12 protein-coding genes and 1 tRNA gene are annotated in these 16,008 nt (G+C 75.4%); 8 read left to right on the forward strand and 5 right to left on the reverse strand.

Annotation, left to right across the window (positions count from 1 at the left end):
* Positions 1-22: 22 nt before the first annotated feature.
* Both ACZ6J5_RS10960 and ACZ6J5_RS10965 read right to left on the reverse strand, forming a co-directional pair.
* The gene (locus ACZ6J5_RS10960) at positions 23-499 is read right to left on the reverse strand and encodes a hypothetical protein (RefSeq protein ID WP_469389997.1); all 477 of its coding nucleotides are present in this window, start codon (positions 497-499) and stop codon (positions 23-25) included.
* On the reverse strand, positions 480-869 hold the full coding sequence (locus tag ACZ6J5_RS10965; protein WP_469389999.1) for a hypothetical protein: 390 nt from the start codon (positions 867-869) through the stop codon (positions 480-482). The genes ACZ6J5_RS10960 and ACZ6J5_RS10965 overlap by 20 nt, the downstream gene beginning before the upstream one ends.
* Before the next feature lie 330 nt (positions 870-1,199).
* Here ACZ6J5_RS10965 and ACZ6J5_RS10970 point away from each other — a divergent pair, with 330 nt between their 5' ends.
* Together ACZ6J5_RS10970 and ACZ6J5_RS10975 are read left to right on the forward strand one after the other, a co-directional pair.
* Complete coding sequence (locus ACZ6J5_RS10970; protein ID WP_469390000.1) at positions 1,200-2,243, forward strand: helix-turn-helix domain-containing protein; 1,044 nt, start codon at positions 1,200-1,202, stop codon at positions 2,241-2,243.
* Positions 2,244-2,293: 50 nt separating this feature from the next.
* Positions 2,294-2,821: a GNAT family N-acetyltransferase gene (locus ACZ6J5_RS10975; RefSeq protein WP_469390002.1), complete on the forward strand. Its 528-nt coding sequence runs from the start codon at positions 2,294-2,296 to the stop codon at positions 2,819-2,821.
* On the opposite strand, the gene ACZ6J5_RS10980 is transcribed toward ACZ6J5_RS10975, so the two are convergent.
* The gene (locus ACZ6J5_RS10980) at positions 2,814-5,345 is read right to left on the reverse strand and encodes a discoidin domain-containing protein (protein ID WP_469390004.1); all 2,532 of its coding nucleotides are present in this window, start codon (positions 5,343-5,345) and stop codon (positions 2,814-2,816) included. The genes ACZ6J5_RS10975 and ACZ6J5_RS10980 overlap by 8 nt on opposite strands.
* Positions 5,346-5,548: 203 nt before the next feature.
* Between ACZ6J5_RS10980 and ACZ6J5_RS10985 the strand changes: the two genes are divergently transcribed.
* Genes ACZ6J5_RS10985 through ACZ6J5_RS11005 form a run of 5 tightly spaced genes read left to right on the forward strand, consistent with a single transcriptional unit; the run spans position 5,549 to position 13,868 of the window.
* Positions 5,549-6,796, forward strand: coding sequence for a hypothetical protein (locus ACZ6J5_RS10985; protein WP_469390006.1), 1,248 nt, complete (start codon positions 5,549-5,551; stop codon positions 6,794-6,796).
* Positions 6,797-6,838: 42 nt separating this feature from the next.
* Entirely contained in the window at positions 6,839-8,110 is a 1,272-nt protein-coding gene (locus ACZ6J5_RS10990) for a toll/interleukin-1 receptor domain-containing protein (protein ID WP_469390008.1), read from the forward strand.
* Between the two features lie 8 nt (positions 8,111-8,118).
* Positions 8,119-9,045, forward strand: coding sequence for an AAA family ATPase (locus tag ACZ6J5_RS10995; RefSeq protein ID WP_469390010.1), 927 nt, complete (start codon positions 8,119-8,121; stop codon positions 9,043-9,045).
* Between the two features lie 3 nt (positions 9,046-9,048).
* Positions 9,049-10,023 (forward strand): hypothetical protein, encoded by a 975-nt coding sequence (locus ACZ6J5_RS11000; RefSeq protein WP_469390012.1) that lies wholly within the window; start codon positions 9,049-9,051, stop codon positions 10,021-10,023.
* Positions 10,020-13,868: a CHAT domain-containing protein gene (locus ACZ6J5_RS11005; RefSeq protein WP_469390014.1), complete on the forward strand. Its 3,849-nt coding sequence runs from the start codon at positions 10,020-10,022 to the stop codon at positions 13,866-13,868. Before ACZ6J5_RS11000 ends, ACZ6J5_RS11005 begins: the two co-directional genes overlap by 4 nt.
* A gap of 87 nt (positions 13,869-13,955) precedes the next feature.
* On the opposite strand, the gene ACZ6J5_RS11010 is transcribed toward ACZ6J5_RS11005, so the two are convergent.
* Positions 13,956-14,029 (reverse strand) — tRNA-Pro (locus ACZ6J5_RS11010).
* A gap of 117 nt (positions 14,030-14,146) precedes the next feature.
* On the opposite strand from ACZ6J5_RS11010, the gene ACZ6J5_RS11015 reads away from it, so the two are divergent.
* Positions 14,147-14,641: a DUF309 domain-containing protein gene (locus ACZ6J5_RS11015; RefSeq protein WP_469390016.1), complete on the forward strand. Its 495-nt coding sequence runs from the start codon at positions 14,147-14,149 to the stop codon at positions 14,639-14,641.
* Here ACZ6J5_RS11015 and ACZ6J5_RS11020 read toward each other — a convergent pair.
* Positions 14,631-15,899 carry a cytochrome P450 gene (locus ACZ6J5_RS11020; RefSeq protein WP_469390018.1) on the reverse strand — a complete coding sequence of 423 codons (1,269 nt, stop codon included), beginning with the start codon at positions 15,897-15,899 and terminating at the stop codon, positions 14,631-14,633. The genes ACZ6J5_RS11015 and ACZ6J5_RS11020 overlap by 11 nt on opposite strands.
* Positions 15,900-16,008: the final 109 nt, after the last annotated feature.

The following is a 16,008-nucleotide window of genomic DNA, read 5'->3' on the forward strand; positions in this document are numbered from 1 at the left end:
CGCTTCCCGGCTCGGCGGCGCCTCAGGGTGACGCACATCCCCGGTTATCACTAGACGAAACCGCCCTTCGCCCCGTTCGACTTGAGCTTGTGCTGCTTGACCAGTTTGCTACACACCGGGCGCAGGCGGCCTTCTGGGCTCCGTAGAACGTCCAGGCGGTGATCTGGTTTCCGACCTGCCGGCCGATCACGTTGTTATGGGTATCGGCCCTCGAATCGCGCCGCGCCGACGCGCTCGTTCCGGCCCTTGTCTCGTGGGCGCGGCCGAAGGCGTCGTACGCGTACCCCGCGTCGACGAGGCGGTCGGCGCTGTCGTAGGAGTGGGTGGTGGCGGCTTCTCCAGCGGTCGGGCAGGCTGCGCCCGCCGCGCCGGAAGCGGTGGTCAGGGACGTGCGGTCGGTGCGCTTGTCGAAGCCGAACGCGCGGGTGGCGCAGACGTCGCCGACGGTCTCCTCGACGCCGGTCAGGCGGCCGGTGGCGTCAGCCCGACGTCCGCCCACCCAGCCGCAACCCCAGAGGATGCGACCGCGCCGCCACCACACCGTCCCGCTTCGTCAACTCGACGTCGACATCACGCCACTCACCCGACACCCCGTCACGAAAACGCACCGGCCCCGAAGAAGCGTCCGTCGTCACCGTCCCGTCCGGATTCGCCCACGTCGTCGACGACTCCGTACGCTCCGACCTCGCCTCCACCCGCCTGCCCGACAGACGCGCCGCGACCCGCGCCGACGCCAGATCCACCGCCTCCGTCACAACCGCGGGCCGCTCAACAGCAGTGCCCCGCGAGGCCAGCGCCACCGCCTGCCCCGTCACCCCCACCACGACAGCCGCCTCGAAGGCCATCAAACCGGCCAGTGACACCGCCACCCGGGGCGGCGCCCCGGGCCGCAGCCCTCCCGCCCCATCCGTCGGGCCGTTCCACACGCTCGTCCACTGCTCGTTCCCTCCCCATCGACACGGGTTCCTCCCGGTACGGGAAAGAGGGCGCCGCGCGGACCCCCGTCCACCGCGAACGGACTTCGCCGTCACCACGGCCCTGCCCGGCACCCCCCCGACACCGAACGCGACGCTAGATGGCGGTGCGTGACCGGGCCCAGGTCCGGAGGCGCCACCAGGGGACATACCGCGCCGGGCGCAGTGACGAACTGTCCGCCAGGGGGATGATCTACAGGCGCCGCTCGCCTAGGGTCGCCGCTCGTGGCTTCGCATACGCATCCCGGCACGACACCCTCCGCCTTCACCCGCGTCAACGCCAGGAGCGCGGGCATCCTGGGCGTTCCCGACGAGCGCTACGCCCATCTGCTGGGCATGGACCCCGAGCACCTGGCGGGCGACCGGTACCGGACACCGGCCGCCACCAACGTGCGCATCTGGGAGCTGATGGTCGCCAAGGCCCCCTGGGCCGAGGTGTCCGTCCTGATGACCCGGCAGAGCGCCTTCGGCGACCTGGGGGTGTGGGACTACCTGTTCACCTCGGCGCCCACCCCGCTCGAAGGGCTCCAGGACGCCGTCGGGTACCTCGCGGGCGTCGCGGACACCGGTACCGAGACCATGCGGATCGAGGAGGAGGACGGGGAGATCACCCTCTCCCACGTGAACGCCGCCGACCTCACCTACGAGGCCGCCTCCGCCATCCGCGCCTACGCGCTCGGGCTCGTCCGGCACCGCCTCGGCGTCGCCCTGGACCGCGAACTCGTGCCCGTACGCGCCACCCTGGCCGCCCGGACGCCCCCACGGCACGGGCTCCTGAAGGAGCTGTTCGGCACCTCGCGGATCGAGTTCGAGCGGCCGGTCACCTCGATGACCTTCCGCGCCGCCGACCTGCGCGAGCGACGGCCGCACGCGCAGCCGGGCCTGTCGGCGGTGCTGCGCCGGCACGCGGAGCTGACCCTCGCCGCCAGCGTCCCGCTGTACGACTGGCTCGCCGTGTTCCGCGCCGCCCTCAAGGCCGCCGCGCTGGACGGCGACGCCGCGCTCGCCCCGACGGCGGCCCGGCTGTCCGTCAGCCCGCGCACGCTCCAGCGCCGACTCGACGAGCACGGCACGACCTGGACCGCGGAGCTGGAGTCCGTACGGCGGGCCGAGGTCACCCACCTGCTGCGCACCACCGGGATGTCGGTGGCCGCCATCGCCGAGCGCAACGGCTACGCCGACGCCCGCACCCTGCGCCGGGCGGTGCTCCGCTGGACCGGACACACCCCGGCGGCGCTGCGCCGCGGCCTCCACGCGGTGGCCGGGTGAGCGCCGAGGGCGCGGGCGGCCCGGTCGCGGCGCCGTGCGAGGATCCGGGCGTGAACGAACCGCGGGTACGCCGGGCCGCCGAGGCCGATCTGTCCACCCTGGTGCGCCTGCGCGACGCGGCGGCCCGTTGGATGCTGAGCCGGGGGGTCACCGGCCAGTGGCGGCCCGGGGAGCTGGGCGAGGAGCACTTCCGGCGGGTGCTGGAGCGGGACGAGGTGTGGCTCGCGGAGGACGCGGGGCGGGTCGTCGGGGCCTGGGAGCTGTGGTGGCGTGACGAGGCCGCGTGGGGGCCGCAGCCGCCGGTGGCCGGCTATGTGCACCGGCTGATGGTCGACCGGGAGGCCGCCGCGCCGGGCACCGGGCGCCTGCTGCTGCGGGCGGCGGAGGAGCGGGTGCGGGCGGCCGGGCGGTCCCGGGTGCGGCTGGACTGCCTGGCCGGGAACGCCCCGCTCAACGCGTACTACGAGGGGGCCGGTTACCGCGAGGTGGGCCTGGTGACGGAGAAGCCGCAGCCGGGCGGGGTGCCCAGGTCCTTCACGCTGCGGGAGAAGGACCTGGACGACGGCGCCGTCAGCTGACGGTGATGAACTTGGCGGTGCTCGGCACCCCGTGGACGTCCAGGGCGAAGAGCATGTAAGTGCCGGGCAGGACCACGCCCTTGTCGGCCGGGAGGGACACGGTGTGCGAGCCGGTCCCGGCGGGCGTGGACACCAGGGGGACCCGGCGCTGGTCGTTGTCGGTGGAATGGGTCGCGGCGGCGGCCCGCATGAGGACGAAGGACGCCGCCTGCCCCTCGGTGGTGACGGTGAGGGTGCTGCCCGCGTCGGCCCGGGGCGGCACCCCGCCGGTGATGACGGGCCGGGGCTTGGCGGAGCCGTCCGCGTTGAGCAGGTACGGCGGGGTGAACACGGCGCCGTCGGAGTGGTTGGTGGCGCAGTCGCCGCACAGTCCGCCGCCGCCGGAGAAGATCCGCCCGTCGGGCAGCAGGTTGGCGACGCTGTGGTAGTTGCGCGGGATGGCCATGGTGGCGAGCGGGGTGAACTTCCCGGTCGCCGGGTCCCACAGCTCCGGGGTGAGCACGGAGGTGGCGTCGCTGAACGGGACGGGGTAGGTCTGCCCGCCGAACACGGCGACCTTGCCGTCCGGCAGGACGACGCTGTTGCCGAAGGCCCGGGCGTAGCCCATGTCGCCGGTCCGCGCGGCCGTGGCCTGGCCGCCGTCGATGCTGACGGTGTAGGCGCGGCGGGTGGCCTGCGACTTCTCGTACGCGGGCGAGCCGCCGAGGGTGAGGACCTTGCCGATGTCGTACGGGACGGCGTTGCCGGTCATGGCGTCCTGGCTGTCGGCCCGGGGGCCGGCGGGGGTGATGCTGCCGGCGCCCTCGGTGGTGATCCAGTTCATCTGCTTGCTGGGGCCGAGCTGGAGGACCTTGCCGCCGGAGGTGGCGTACAGCCACATGTGGTTGTCGGCGCGGTAGGCGCCGGCCGGGTCGGCGGTCAGGGCGGGGGCGGCGGGGACGCCGGGGAGCTTGCGCCAGCTGCGGGTGTCCGGGGACCAGACCTCGCCGGCCTTGTCGCCGGAGGCGCCGCTCCAGGAGCCGCCGAGGACGAAGGCCTCGCCGGTGGAGAGCAGGGTCATCGCCTGGTAGCCACGGGCGATGTTCATGCTGCTGGTCGCCGACCAGTCGTCGGTGACCGGGTCGTAGATGCTGGCCTTCTCGGCGTTGCTGCCGCCGGTGACGAGGACCCGGCCGTCGGCGAGCATCGCTATGCCGGGGCAGAACATGTCGTGGCCGGTGTTGTCGATGCGGCGCTGGGTGACCTTGCCGGTCTTGAGGTCGAGGATCGCCGTCTGGGTGTAGCCGTTGCTGCCGCCGAAGCGGTCGATCGCGTACGCGGACCAGGCGAGCAGTTTGTCGCCGGGGAGGACGGCGGTGGCCACCGGGACCAGCGGGAAGCCGGTGATCCGGCTCCAGGAGCCGTGGGTGGCCGGGGCGGCGGGTCCGCTGAGGCGGATCTCGGCGACGGAGGTCCAGGGGCCGCGGTTGCCGGCCTCGGAGGTCACGGTCAGGCGGATGTAGCGGGCGCTCTCGGTGCGGGTGAAGGTGGCGGTCTTGACGGTGTCGTCGTCGCGCCAGGTGCCGGTGGCGACCGGCGCCTTGAAGGTGGTGCCGTCGGTGCTGGTGGCGACGGAGTACGTGCCGATCCGGCCGTTGAGGTTGCCGGTGCGGGGCTGGTAGACGAGGGCGGAGACGGCCTCGGTGCGGTGCATGTCCACGGTGATGGTGTGCGGGAACGGGGCGGGCGTGCCCGACCAGCGGCTGTGCCAGAGGGTGTCGGCGTCGCCGTCGAGGACGTTGGCCGCGCGGGCGTTCTCCTTCGCGGTCTCCTCGTCGCTCGCGGTGGCGGTCCAGCCGGTGCGGGGCAGGTCGACGGTGGACTGCGGGGTGCCGGGGTCGCCGAGCAGGTTGAGCTCGGCGGCGGCGCTCCAGGGGCCGCGCTTGCCCGCCTCGCCGGTGGCGGTGAGCCGGACGAACCTGGCCCCCTGGGGGGCGAAGCCGAGGGTCTTGGCGCTCGCGTCGTCGGCGAGGGTGCCGGTGGCGACCGGGGTCCCCCAGCTCGTCCCGTCGTAGCTCACGCTGATGCTGTACTCGCCGATCCGCCCGTTGGCCTTGCCGTCGGTGCGGGGCTGGTAGATCAGCGCCGAGACCACGGTGGTGCGGTGCATGTCGAGGGTGATGGTGTGCGGCAGCGGGGCGGGGGTGACGGACCAGCGGCTGTGCCACAGGGTGGCGGCGTCGCCGTCGAGGACGTTGGCCGCGCGCCCGTTCTCCTTCGCGGTCTCCTCGTCGCTCGCGACGGCCGTCCAGCCGGTGCGGTCGAGCAGCGGCGCCGTCGGCTCCATGGCGTTCGCGGGCGCGACCCCGTGGTGCGGCGACTGCTGCGCCGTCTGCTGGTCGAAGCCGGCGGGCGGCGGCGTCGGCCCGGGACTGGCCACCCCGAGCATCGGGGTGAGCCCGACCAGCAGCGAGCCGAGCCCGAAGCCTATGAGCAGCGGGGCACGGCGCGCCCGGACCCGGGCGGGAACGCGACGGAACGGCAAGGGGGACCTCCAGGGCGAACCGCGAAGCGCGAACCGCCGCGGGCCCCTAGAAGATAGGGCAGCCCGCCCGGACCCGACAGACCACCGGGCAACTTGGCGCGAACCGGCACCCGTCCTCGCCGACTCCCCGTCGTCCCCGCTCCCGGGTATGCCAGAGTCGTACGCGGGGAGGCCGGGGACCGGCCAGGGGGGGGAGGACGTCGATGCGGGCTGCGGCGCGGGGGGCGACGGTCGTCGGGGCGAGTGCGGTACTGGCCGGGTGGACCCTGGCGGCGGTCGCCGCCCCGGAGTCGGCGTGGGTGGTGACGCTGCCCTCGGTGGGCGCGGTGTGGGCGCTGACCCTGCTGCACCACGGCTATCTCCTCGGGCGCGAGTGGGCGCACCGGCGGCGCCGCCGCGCCAGCCGGGAGCGGCGGGAGGCCTGGGCGCCGGGCGCCGGGGTGCTTCCGCCCCTCGACTACCCGAACGTCCTGCGGCGCCCGCCCGGCGACGTCCCGGTGGGGTCCCAGGGCCACTACCGGGCCACCGGGATCCGGCTGGCCGTCCTGCCGCTGCTGGCGGTCCTCCTCCTCACCGCGCACTCCGTGTTCCTGGCGGACGGCGGCGGGCTCGCCGTGGGGTTCGTCGTCGCCGAGTGCCTGCTGCTCGGGGCGCTGGTGTGGACCGTGTGGACGGAGCAGGACCCGTCCCGGGCCTGGGTCACCGGCCGGGTGCGCGCCGAGCTGTTCCGCCGGGAGATGTTCCTCGTCCTCGCGGGCGTCGGCCCTTATCTGGGCCGCTCCGACGAGGAGGCGGCGCTGGTCCGGGACGCGCGGACCGCGCTGCTGTCCGACGCCGACGCGGGCGCGCTCGAACGGTTCGCCCGCCTCGCCGACGAGGATCCGGACGGCGGTCCTCGGGACTGGCGGGACGAGGTGTGGCGGCGGGCCGGCGACCCGGCCGTCGCCGTGCCCTCGGACCTCGGCGACCGGATGCGGACCTATCTGGACCACCGGATCCGGCGCCAGCGGCTGTTCATGGAGCTGGCCGCCGAGAAGTGCGAGCGCCCCGAGGGCGTCCTGGGCCGGACCGCCAAGGGCGTGGTCCTCGCCTCGGTCGCGATCGCCGTCTCGTACGCGGTGCTGCTCGCCGCGGTGCCCGACGGCGTCGAACCGCCGTTCCTGACGGCCCTCGTCGCGGTGCTCGCGGCCGGGCTGCCGCCGCTGTGCAACACGGTGCTGGCCGTGCAGAACCTGCTGGCCGGGCAGCGGCTCGCCGTGTCCTACCGGGAGACGCGCCTGGAGCTGCTGGGGCACGAGAACGCGCTGCGACGGCTGCTCGGGCGGCCCGGGAGCGCCGAACTCGCCGTCGCCTTCCGGGCGCTGGTGCTGCGCACCGAGGCGAGCCTGACCGAGGAGACGCGCCGCTGGCGCATCACCGTGGCCAAGCCGGAATTCGACGCCGGTTTGTGAAAACCGCCTCCCCGGCGGGGACGGTGGATCACAATCGGCGGTGTGGGGGACGTCTTCATCAGCCATAGCGCCCGGGGCGACGACTACGCCCTGGACGTCCTGGGCCGGATCGAGCGGGGGCTGAGGGAACGGGGCCACCTGCCGTTCGTCGACCAGGAAGCGATCCCGCCCGGCGAGGAGTGGCGGGCCGAGATCGTGGACCGCCTGGTGCGCTGCGACGCGGCCGTCGTGCTGATCAACGACAAGGCGCTGGAGTCGACGTGGGTGCGGCGCGAGGTGAACATCCTGATGTGGCGGCGGGCGCTCGGCGTCCCCCTGCTGGTGATCCCCGTGCTCCTGGGCGGGCTCAGGACCCGGGACGTGAAGCTGGCCGGTCTGGAGGAGCTGGGGCCGCGGCAGTTCGCCCGGATGCGGTCGGGTGAGGCGGCGGACGCCGGTGTCCTGGCGGACCGGGTGCTGGACCGCTTCGCCGACCTGCCGGAGCGGCCGGCCGACGACGACCCGATGAGCGCCTGGCTCACCGACCTCAGCGTCTATCTGCGCGGGGCCCTCACGTCCCCTTCGCACCTGGCCAGGGCGCTGAAGGCGCTGAAGATGGAGGACAAGCACCTCGGCACCGTCACCGGCGGGCACGAGGGGTGCCGCTTCCTGGCCCACCAGTTCCTGGTCGCGCCCCACGACCGCATGGAGCGGGCCCTCGACGCGCTCGCCCCCGCGCTGTCCGACCAGGCGATCTCCCGGCTGGCCGGCTCGCTCGGCGCGACCTGGGTGAGCGAGGAGGCCGCGCGGAGCGTGCTGCCTCCGCCGGGCGGCCCGCCGCACGCGATGACCCTCCTGCTGAACGCCCACTTCCCCGAGACCGCCAAGGCCTACGTGTGGCGGGCGACGTGCGGCAATCACACGGACTACGAGGTGAGGTCGGTCGGGCGGAGCCTGCCGATCGGAGAGGACCGGGTCGGCGAGCGGGCCCGTTCCTGGACGAGGAACGTGTGGGAGCTGTTCTTCGACGTCGAGGACGAGGACGACCGCTGGCTCCCGGACGACGTAGACACCCGCACGCACTACCTGGTCATCAACGAACAGCAGGTGCCCGAGGCGGACTTCGCCACCGCCGTCGGCCGGCTGCACGAGGTGTTCTCCTGGCTCGTCGTGCTGGTGACGACCGGCACGACGCCCGCCGGCCCCCGGGACCGGGAGCACTTCGCCAACGCGCTGCTCCTGGAACCCCTGCTCACCCAAGACCAGGAGCGGAGCGCCCGACGGCGCAACAAGAACCTCGCCCGGCTGCCCGAACGCCTCACCGGAACGTACTAGGAGCCCTCGTGGCAGAGCAGATCACGCACGGCCCCGACCCCCGGGACGGCTTCGTGTACCACATGCCCGACGACCTGCGGCTGGCCGTCGACGTCGCCCTGGCCGCCGACCGTCCGCTGCTCCTGAGCGGCGACCCCGGATCGGGCAAGTCGTCGCTCGCCCCGTACCACGCCCGTCGGCACGGTCTGCGCTACTACGAGCACGTGGTCACCGCCCGGACCCAGGCCACCGACCTGCTCTGGCGCTTCGACAGCGTGCGCCGGCTGGCGGACGCGCAGGCCCACCGCGGGCGCCTGAACGACGGCGACTACGTCGTCCCCGGCGTCCTGTGGTGGGCCCTCGCCCCCGAATCGGCGGGCAGCCGCGGCGGTCTCCTCGCCCCCGTCCGGCACCGCGACCCCGCCGAGCGCTTCCCGCGCGGGGAGCGGCCGAGCGGCGCCGTCGTCCTCATCGACGAGATCGACAAGGCGGACCCGGACCTGCCCAACAGCCTCCTGGTGCCGCTCGCCTCGCACGAGTTCACCGTCGGGGACACCGGCACCCTGGTACGCCGCGAGGCCGGGGCGGGACCGCAGCTGATCGTCATCACCACCAACGGCGAGCGCGACCTGCCCCAGGCCTTCGTCCGGCGCTGCGTCACCTTCACCCTGCCCGGCCCCACCCACGAGGGGCTGGTCCGCATCGCCGGAATGCACCTGCGGCACGAGGGGCGCGACGTCTCGGACGCCGTGGCCGAACTGATCGGCGCGCTGGCCGACGAGCTGATGAGGGTACGGCGCGAGGGCGCGGGCCACGGCCTCCAACGGCTGCCCAGCACCGCCGAGTTCCTGGACGCCCTGCGGGCCTGCCTGGCGCTGGGCATCACCCCGCGCGACCACCGCTGGGCCCTGCTGCGCGACCTCACGCTGGCCAAGTCGGCGGAAGGCGGGCGGTGACCGGTGCGCGGGGAGATCTGGCTCGCCGACGTCCTGCGCGTCCTTGAGGTGGCGGAGACGGACGAGGAGCGGGTGAAGGCCGCCCGGATGCTCGGCTTCGCGCCGGCCGCCGCGCCGGACCGCCCCGCGCCGCCCCCCGGCCCCTTCCCGGCGGCGGCCGACCCCTTCCGGCGGCCGTTCGCCGACCCGGCCGCCGGACCCGAGGACGGGCCGCCCGGACCACCGCGGCCCCAGGGCGAGGCGCCGGAACCCGAGGACGTCCTGGCCGGGCTGCCGCTGCTGCGCCCCGTACGCGAGGACCACGGCCCGGACGAGGAGGCCGCGCGCCGGCCGCCGCCGGAACCCCTCGCCCGCCCGTCCGGCGAGCAGCGCCCGCTGCCGTACGAGCCGCTGTTCGTCCCCCGCTGGACCGACGCCGTCATCCGCGCCCTGGTCGCGCGCCCGGTCCCCGAGGGCCCCGTCGACATCGAGGCGCTGATCGACACGCTGGCCCGGCGCCGCCCCGTCACCGCGCTGCCCCGGCTGCCCGTGCCGACGCTGCGTCACGGCGTGCAGGTGCTGGTCGACCGGGGCGCCGGGATGCAGCCGTTCCGCCGGGACCAGAACGAACTGCTGCGCCGGGTGCGGGCCGTGGTCGGTCCGGCGCTGGTGGAGGTGGGCTACTTCTCCGACGCCCCCCAGCGCGGCACGGGCCCCGGCCCCCGCTGGACCCGCACCGCGTACCGGCCGCCGCAGGCGGGCCGGCGGGTCCTCGTCCTCTCCGACCTCGGGCTCGGCGGCCCGCCCGGCCACCTCGGGCGGGGCACCCGCGAGGAGTGGGCGGACTTCGCCTGCCTGGTGCGGCGGGCCGGTTGCGGCGCGGTGGTCCTGACGCCGTACGCCCGCGAGCGGTGGGCGGACTGGATGCCGAGGGTGCTGCCGCTGGTCGGCTGGGACCGGACGACCCGCCCCGGGCACATCGGAAGGGGGCCGGCGTGAGCGGCCCGCCCGAGCACCTGCCGCCCGCGCCGCCGGAGGGCGCGCTGGAGCTGGCGCGGCTGCTCAGCTTCGCGACCCGCGTCGAACCCGAGCTGATCCGGGCCGTACGCCTCCGGTTCCTGCCGCGCCTGGACGCCGGCGCCGAGGCCGACCTGTGGTTCAGCGACTGGGTCGGCGCCCGCACGCCGGAGGCCATCGCCCTGCTGCCGGACTGCCTCCCGTACCTGCGGGCGGGGCTGGTCGAACGGCTGCGGTCGGAGCCCGGCCTGGACGCGCTCCTCGGCGTCGTGGAGGAGTACCACCGCGACCTGTCCCCGGCGCTGCTGCTGGAGGAGCGGGTCACCTGGCACACCCTGACCGGCGACCTGGAGGAGGCCGGCCGCCGCCTGGACGGCGCCCTGCACGGGCTGGTCCGGGAAGAGCGCGCGGGGCTCGCGGGCTGGTTCGCGGAGGCGTGGCACCGGCTGCCGGAGGAGGCCCGGTCGGTCGGCCCCGCGTGGAGCCTGGCGCACGCCTCCCGGCGGCACGTCCCCGCCTTCGACGCGGGGCGCCCCCCGGGCCTGGCCCTCGCCGACGTCGCCCGCCTCGGCGACACCGTGGACGAGGTCCGCCTCGGGGTGCTGCGCGAGGGCACCGCACTCGTCCTGGGCCGGGTCCGGGGCCGGGACGCCGTGGCCGTCCTCGTCCCGGACACGGACCCCCGTCTCGTCGAGATCGTCACCGGCTCCGGCACCCTGCCGGTACGGGTGCCCGAGGGCACGGCCGCCGTACGGGTGGAGGTGGGCGAGGGCCCGGTGGAGCTGCGGACGGGGGCGGGCCGGAGCTACCGGATCGCGGCGGCACCTGAGCGGCCCTCGCCTTCGCTGGCCGAGCCTCCGCTGGAGAGTCTGGTCGGCCCGGTCCTGGACGGCGAGATCACCGCCGACGTCGAGCAGTTGATCGGCAGGATGTCGGACATCATCAGGCGGGCGCGCCTGGACGACGCCGTGGAAGAGCTGACCGCCTCGGTCCGGATCAGCGAGCGCCTGTCGGAAGCGCACCATGTCCTGCGGCGGCCCGCCGCCTTGGGCCGCGTCGTGGCGGAGACCTATCTGGCGTACGGGGTCCTCCAGGAGGATCCGGGCGCCCTGGAGCAGGCCCTCCTCGTCAGCGAGCTCCTGCTGGACACACCCGGATCCCCGGCGGATCCCGGTGCGCACGCCGTCCGACTGGCCGCCCAGCGCGCCCTGTTCGCGCACACCGGGGACACCGTCCGGCTCGGCCGGGTCCTGGAGGAGACGGCCCTGATCGCCGCCCTGCCGACGACCACGAATCCGGACTACCGGCGGCTCGTCGCCGAACTGCTCGTCTCCTACACGGCCGTCCACGAGACGGATCCGCGCGAGTCCCTCCTGCGGGACGCGCTGACCCTGGCCGACCGGGCGGTCATCACGGCCGAGGACGAGATGTCCTGTGAGGTGCCGTTGGCCGGCGTCCTCCTCGCCTGGCACGAGGCGACGGGCGACCCGACGGCGCTCGGGCGGGTCGAGCGCCTCAGGCTGGACGAAGGGCCCCCCGGCGAACCGAAGGGCATCAGGGCCGAGCGGCAACTGATGCTGTCCAAGACCCTCTTGGCACGGTTTCGCGGGGACGGCGCGCCTGACGTGTTCGAGCAGGCCCTGCACCACGCCCGCTGGGCCGTGTCCCTCCTCCCCGCGGGCAGCGCGCTGCGGGGTGCGCGCGCCCGCCTCCTGCTGGCGGGCGCGCTGCGCCTGCGGTTCGCGCTGACCCAGGAGCGTGCGGCGCTGGACGAGGCCGTCGACGTCCTCAGGGCCGCGCCGCTGCCCGTGGCGTCCCCCAGGCACGGCAGCGCGCGGCTCGAACTGGCCCGGTGCCTCGTCGCCGCCTACCGGCGGCGCGGCCGGCCCGAGGACCTGCGGGAAGCCCGCGCCCTGTGCGCCGCGGCCGTCGCCGACGCGCTCAATCACTCCCGCTCCCCCGTCCACCAGCGGGCCGCGCGGGCCCTGGACGGGGAGTGCCTGCTGCTGGACTACGCCGCCTCCGCGGAACCCGCGGCACTCCGGGACGCCGTCACCAGCCTGCGGATGAGCTGGCAGCCCCTCCCGTCCGAAGCCGAGCAGCCGCTCTGGTGCCCCCCGGACGACCTCGTCTCCGCTCTCCTGCGGGCGACGGGGGACGTTCCGGAACGTGCGGCGCTGGCCGAACTGCTCGACGGCTGGGAGGAGGTGGTGCGGACGTCGACGGCGCCGGCCGACTCGACGGCCCACAGATCGGCGCTCTCGTCCCTCCTGCTGCTTCGGACCGTCCTGCGGGCCAAGCGCCCCCACCTGTCACGCACCCTGCTGGCCCCAGCCGCCGACGAGGCGCGGCGCGCGGCCACGCTCGCGGTACGGCCCCTCCAACGGCTCCACGCCCTCATCTGGCAGGCGGAGATCTCCGTGGAACTGGGCGCGCCGGAGTCGCTGACCAGCACCCTGCGCCAGATCACCCAGGAGCTGCCGCCGCTGCTCGCGCTCCCCCACGACCCCGCGCACCGGGAGATCCTCGACGCCTGGGAGCGGCTGAGCCGGGAGGCCGCCGCCTACGCGATCGAGGCCGACGCCCCGGGCAGGGCGCTGACCCTGCTGGAGAGCCGCGCCGCCGTCCTCGCCGCGTACGGTACGGCCGGAGATCACCCGGCCCCGTCGAGCGCCGCCTGGGAACTGCGGTGGCTCTGGGCGTATCTCCGGCTCGACGTCGGGAACGTCCAGCCGTCCGGTCCGGTGATGGACGGGATGCGGCGGCGGACGGCCGTGCTCGCCGAGGCCGTCCCGGGAGCGTCCGGTCTCTCCGGCTCCGGCGCCCCGCCGGTCTCGTCCTCGGTGGCCGCCGAGGGGCCGGTGGTGGTCCTGAACGCGGCCCGGCTTCGCTGCGACGCCCTGCTGGTGACCCGCCGCCGGTTGTCCGCGCTGCCGTTGCCCGTCAAAGAGCACGAAGTGCGCGACATGGCCGCACACTTCTGGACGGACCTGGATCGGCGCTCGGCGAGCGGCTGGGACACACTCGACCGGCTGGCGAAGACCACCGTGTGGCCGGTCCTGGACGCGCTCGGTTTCACGGTGCACCGGGACACCGTGCGGCCCCCCTCGGCGCGCGGGGAGGACGAGCCCCTGCCGCGCGTCTGGTGGTGCCCCGCGGGCCCGTTCGACCGGCTGCCCCTGCACGCGGCGGGCAGGCCGGACCGTATGGCCCTGGACTACGCGGTCCACTCGTACACCCCGAGCCTCCACGCGCTCGCCTCGGCGCGCTCCCACGAACGGCCGGCGGGCGAGCCGGAGGAGACCGAGGAGCAGCGCATGCTCGTCATGCTGGCGTCCGAGGCGCTGCCCGGCGCACGGCGGGAGGCGGAGCGGGTCGGCCGGCTCCATCCGTACAGCCGGCTCCAGCGCGTGGACGGGTTCCCCGCGCAGCAGATCGCCGGGGAACTGCAAGCGACCGCCTGCTTCCACTACTGCGGGCCCGTGAGCTGGCCGGACGCCGTCTCCCTGTCCTCCGCCGCCGAGGCCCTGGGGCTGGCACGCGTCGCTCCGCACGGGGCGCTCGCGTACCTGTCCGGCTCCGCCACCGCCGGCGGTGTCTGGTCGGTGGCCACGTCGCTGCGGGCGGCGGGCTTCCGGCATGTGATCGGCTCGCTGACGCACCTCGACGACCGGGCGTCCGCGCGGCTCGCGGTGGCCTTCTACGAGGGCCTGGGGCTGACCCCCGACCGTGCGGCGCGCGCCCTGCACGGGGCGCTGCGGAGTCTCCCGCGAAACGACCCCCGCGCTCTGCTCGAGACGATCGGGATCGTGCACGTCGGCCCATGAGCCGGGCCCCCGGGGCGGGGGCCGACAACGGCGGAGGGGCCGCTTCAGATGCTTCTGAAGCGGCCCCTCCGCTACGACTCTTTCGAGTCGGGACGACAGGATTTGAACCTGCGACCCCTTGACCCCCAGTCAAGTGCGCTACCAAGCTGCGCCACGTCCCGGTGCCCTGCTGCCTCCGGTGTGTCTCCGGCGGCGGCGTGCAAGAGAACATTACCTCACTTCCCGGGGTGGATCAGCACACGGGGCGTCACCGGGAGGCCGCGGCGGAGAATGGGGGGATGGACAGGGATCGGGACCAGGACGGGCGGGCGCGGAGCGGGCGGCCGAGGGACGGGCTGGGGCGGCCGTTGCCGTACGGGGCGGAGGGGGTGCCCCGGCAGCCGGAGGGGGTGGTGCGGGCGCCCGGGGAGACCGTGCGGGAGGCGCAGCGGCTGCTGGACGCGGGGATGCCGTTCCACGCGCACGAGGTCTTCGAGGACGCCTGGAAGTCGGGGCCGGGCGGTGAGCGGGATCTGTGGCAGGGGCTGGCGCAGCTCGCGGTGGGGCTGACGCACGCGGCGCGCGGGAACGCGCGGGGCGGTGCGCGGCTGCTGTTGCGGGGGGCCGCGCGGGTGGAGCGGTACGCGGCGGGGCCGGGGGCCGTGACGTACGGGGTCGATGTCGTCGGCCTGGTGGGGTGGGCGCGGGGGCTGGCCGCGCGGGTGGCGGTGGCGGGGGCTCCGGTGCCGGACGCCTCGGCGGAGGCGCCGCGGCTGGTGGCGGTCAGCGGGTGACCCGGAGCTCCTCGGGTGAGCGGTGGATGAGGGTGGGGAGCATCGCGGGCGGCGGGCCGTCGGCGAGGCGGAGGTCCGGGAGGCGGCGGGTCAGGGCCTCCAGGGTGGCGCGGAGTTGGACGCGGGCGAGCTGGGAGCCGGGGCAGCCGTGCCGTCCGTGGCCGAAGGCGAGGTGGTGGGGGCCCGGCCGGGGCCGGGTGATGTCGAAGGTGTCGGGGTCGCGGTGGCGGGCGGAGTCGCGGTTGCCGGAGCCGTAGGCGACGAAGACGGTCGCGCCGGCGGGCAGTTCGGTGCCGGCGATGGAGACGGGGCGGGTGGTGGTGCGGCGGAAGCCCTGGACGGCCGTGTCGTAGCGGGCGGCCTCCTCGACGGCGGCGGGGACGAGGTCGGGGCGGGCGCGCAGCAGGCGCCACTGGTCGGGGTGGCGGAGCAGGTGGAGGACGGTGCCGCCGATGAGGGCGGTGGTGGTGAGGTGGCCGGCGATGAGGAGGTTCTGGAGGTTGGCGACCAGTTCGCAGCGCTGGTCGGCGGTGAGGGCGCGGGGCCCGGGGCCGAGTCCGGCGTCGGGGGCGAGGGCGCGGACCATGGCGGTGACGAGGTCGTCGCGGGGTGCGGCGCGCCGGGCGCGGGCGTAGCGGTCGAGGAGCCGCTGGAGGGCCAGGACGTCCTCGGCGGCGGCGATCTGCTCGGCTTCGGGCAGGGGCCGGAAGAGGAGCCGTTCGGCGCTGTACGAGCCGTGGACGGCGGCGGGGACGTCGGCCGGGTCGAGGCCGAGGAGCCGTCCGACGACGGCGCCGGGCAGGCGGCGGGCGTAGTGGGTCATCAGGTCGGCCGTGCCGCCGTCGGCGAGGCTGTCGGCGAGGTCTTCGGCGAGCGCGTCGGCCTGTTCGCGGACGTACGGGGTGAGGGCGGCTGTGCGGGTGGCGGAGAGGCCGGTGTTGAGCGGGGCACGGTGGCGGCGGTGGGCGGGGCCGTCGGTGGAGACGACGGTGGGGCGGGGCGCGAAGCCCTGGGCGAGGACCGCGAGGGCGGCGGGCGCGGGCACCACGTCGGGGCGCAGGGCCTGGGCGGAGGAGAAGTCCCCGGTCCGCAGCAGGACCTCCCGGATGTCGGCGTCGCGGGCGACCAGCCAGGCGTCGAGGGCGGGCACGTAGGTGAGGCCCTCGGTGCGGCGGGCGCGGGCGTAGAGGGGGTAGGGGTCGCGCTGGAGCGCGTCGAGCACGTCGTGCCGTTTCCGCTGGGCCTGGTCCGGCTCCACGCGGGGCCTCCTCGCGGTCGCTGGTGCGGGGCGGAGGGTGGGCGTGCGGGGCGTTCGCCTCCATGGTGCCGGGGGTGGTGCGCCGGTGAACAGGGGCGGGCGGGCAGGT

The organism is Streptomyces sp. NPDC042100 (assembly GCF_055582325.1).

Bases quoted from the DNA above. Each gene is read 5' to 3' on its own strand.
- ACZ6J5_RS11015 (WP_469390016.1), top strand. From the start codon at position 14,147: ATGGACAGGGATCGGGACCAGGACGGGCGGGCGCGGAGCGGGCGGCCG.
- ACZ6J5_RS10985 (WP_469390006.1), top strand. From the start codon at position 5,549: ATGCGGGCTGCGGCGCGGGGGGCGACGGTCGTCGGGGCGAGTGCGGTA.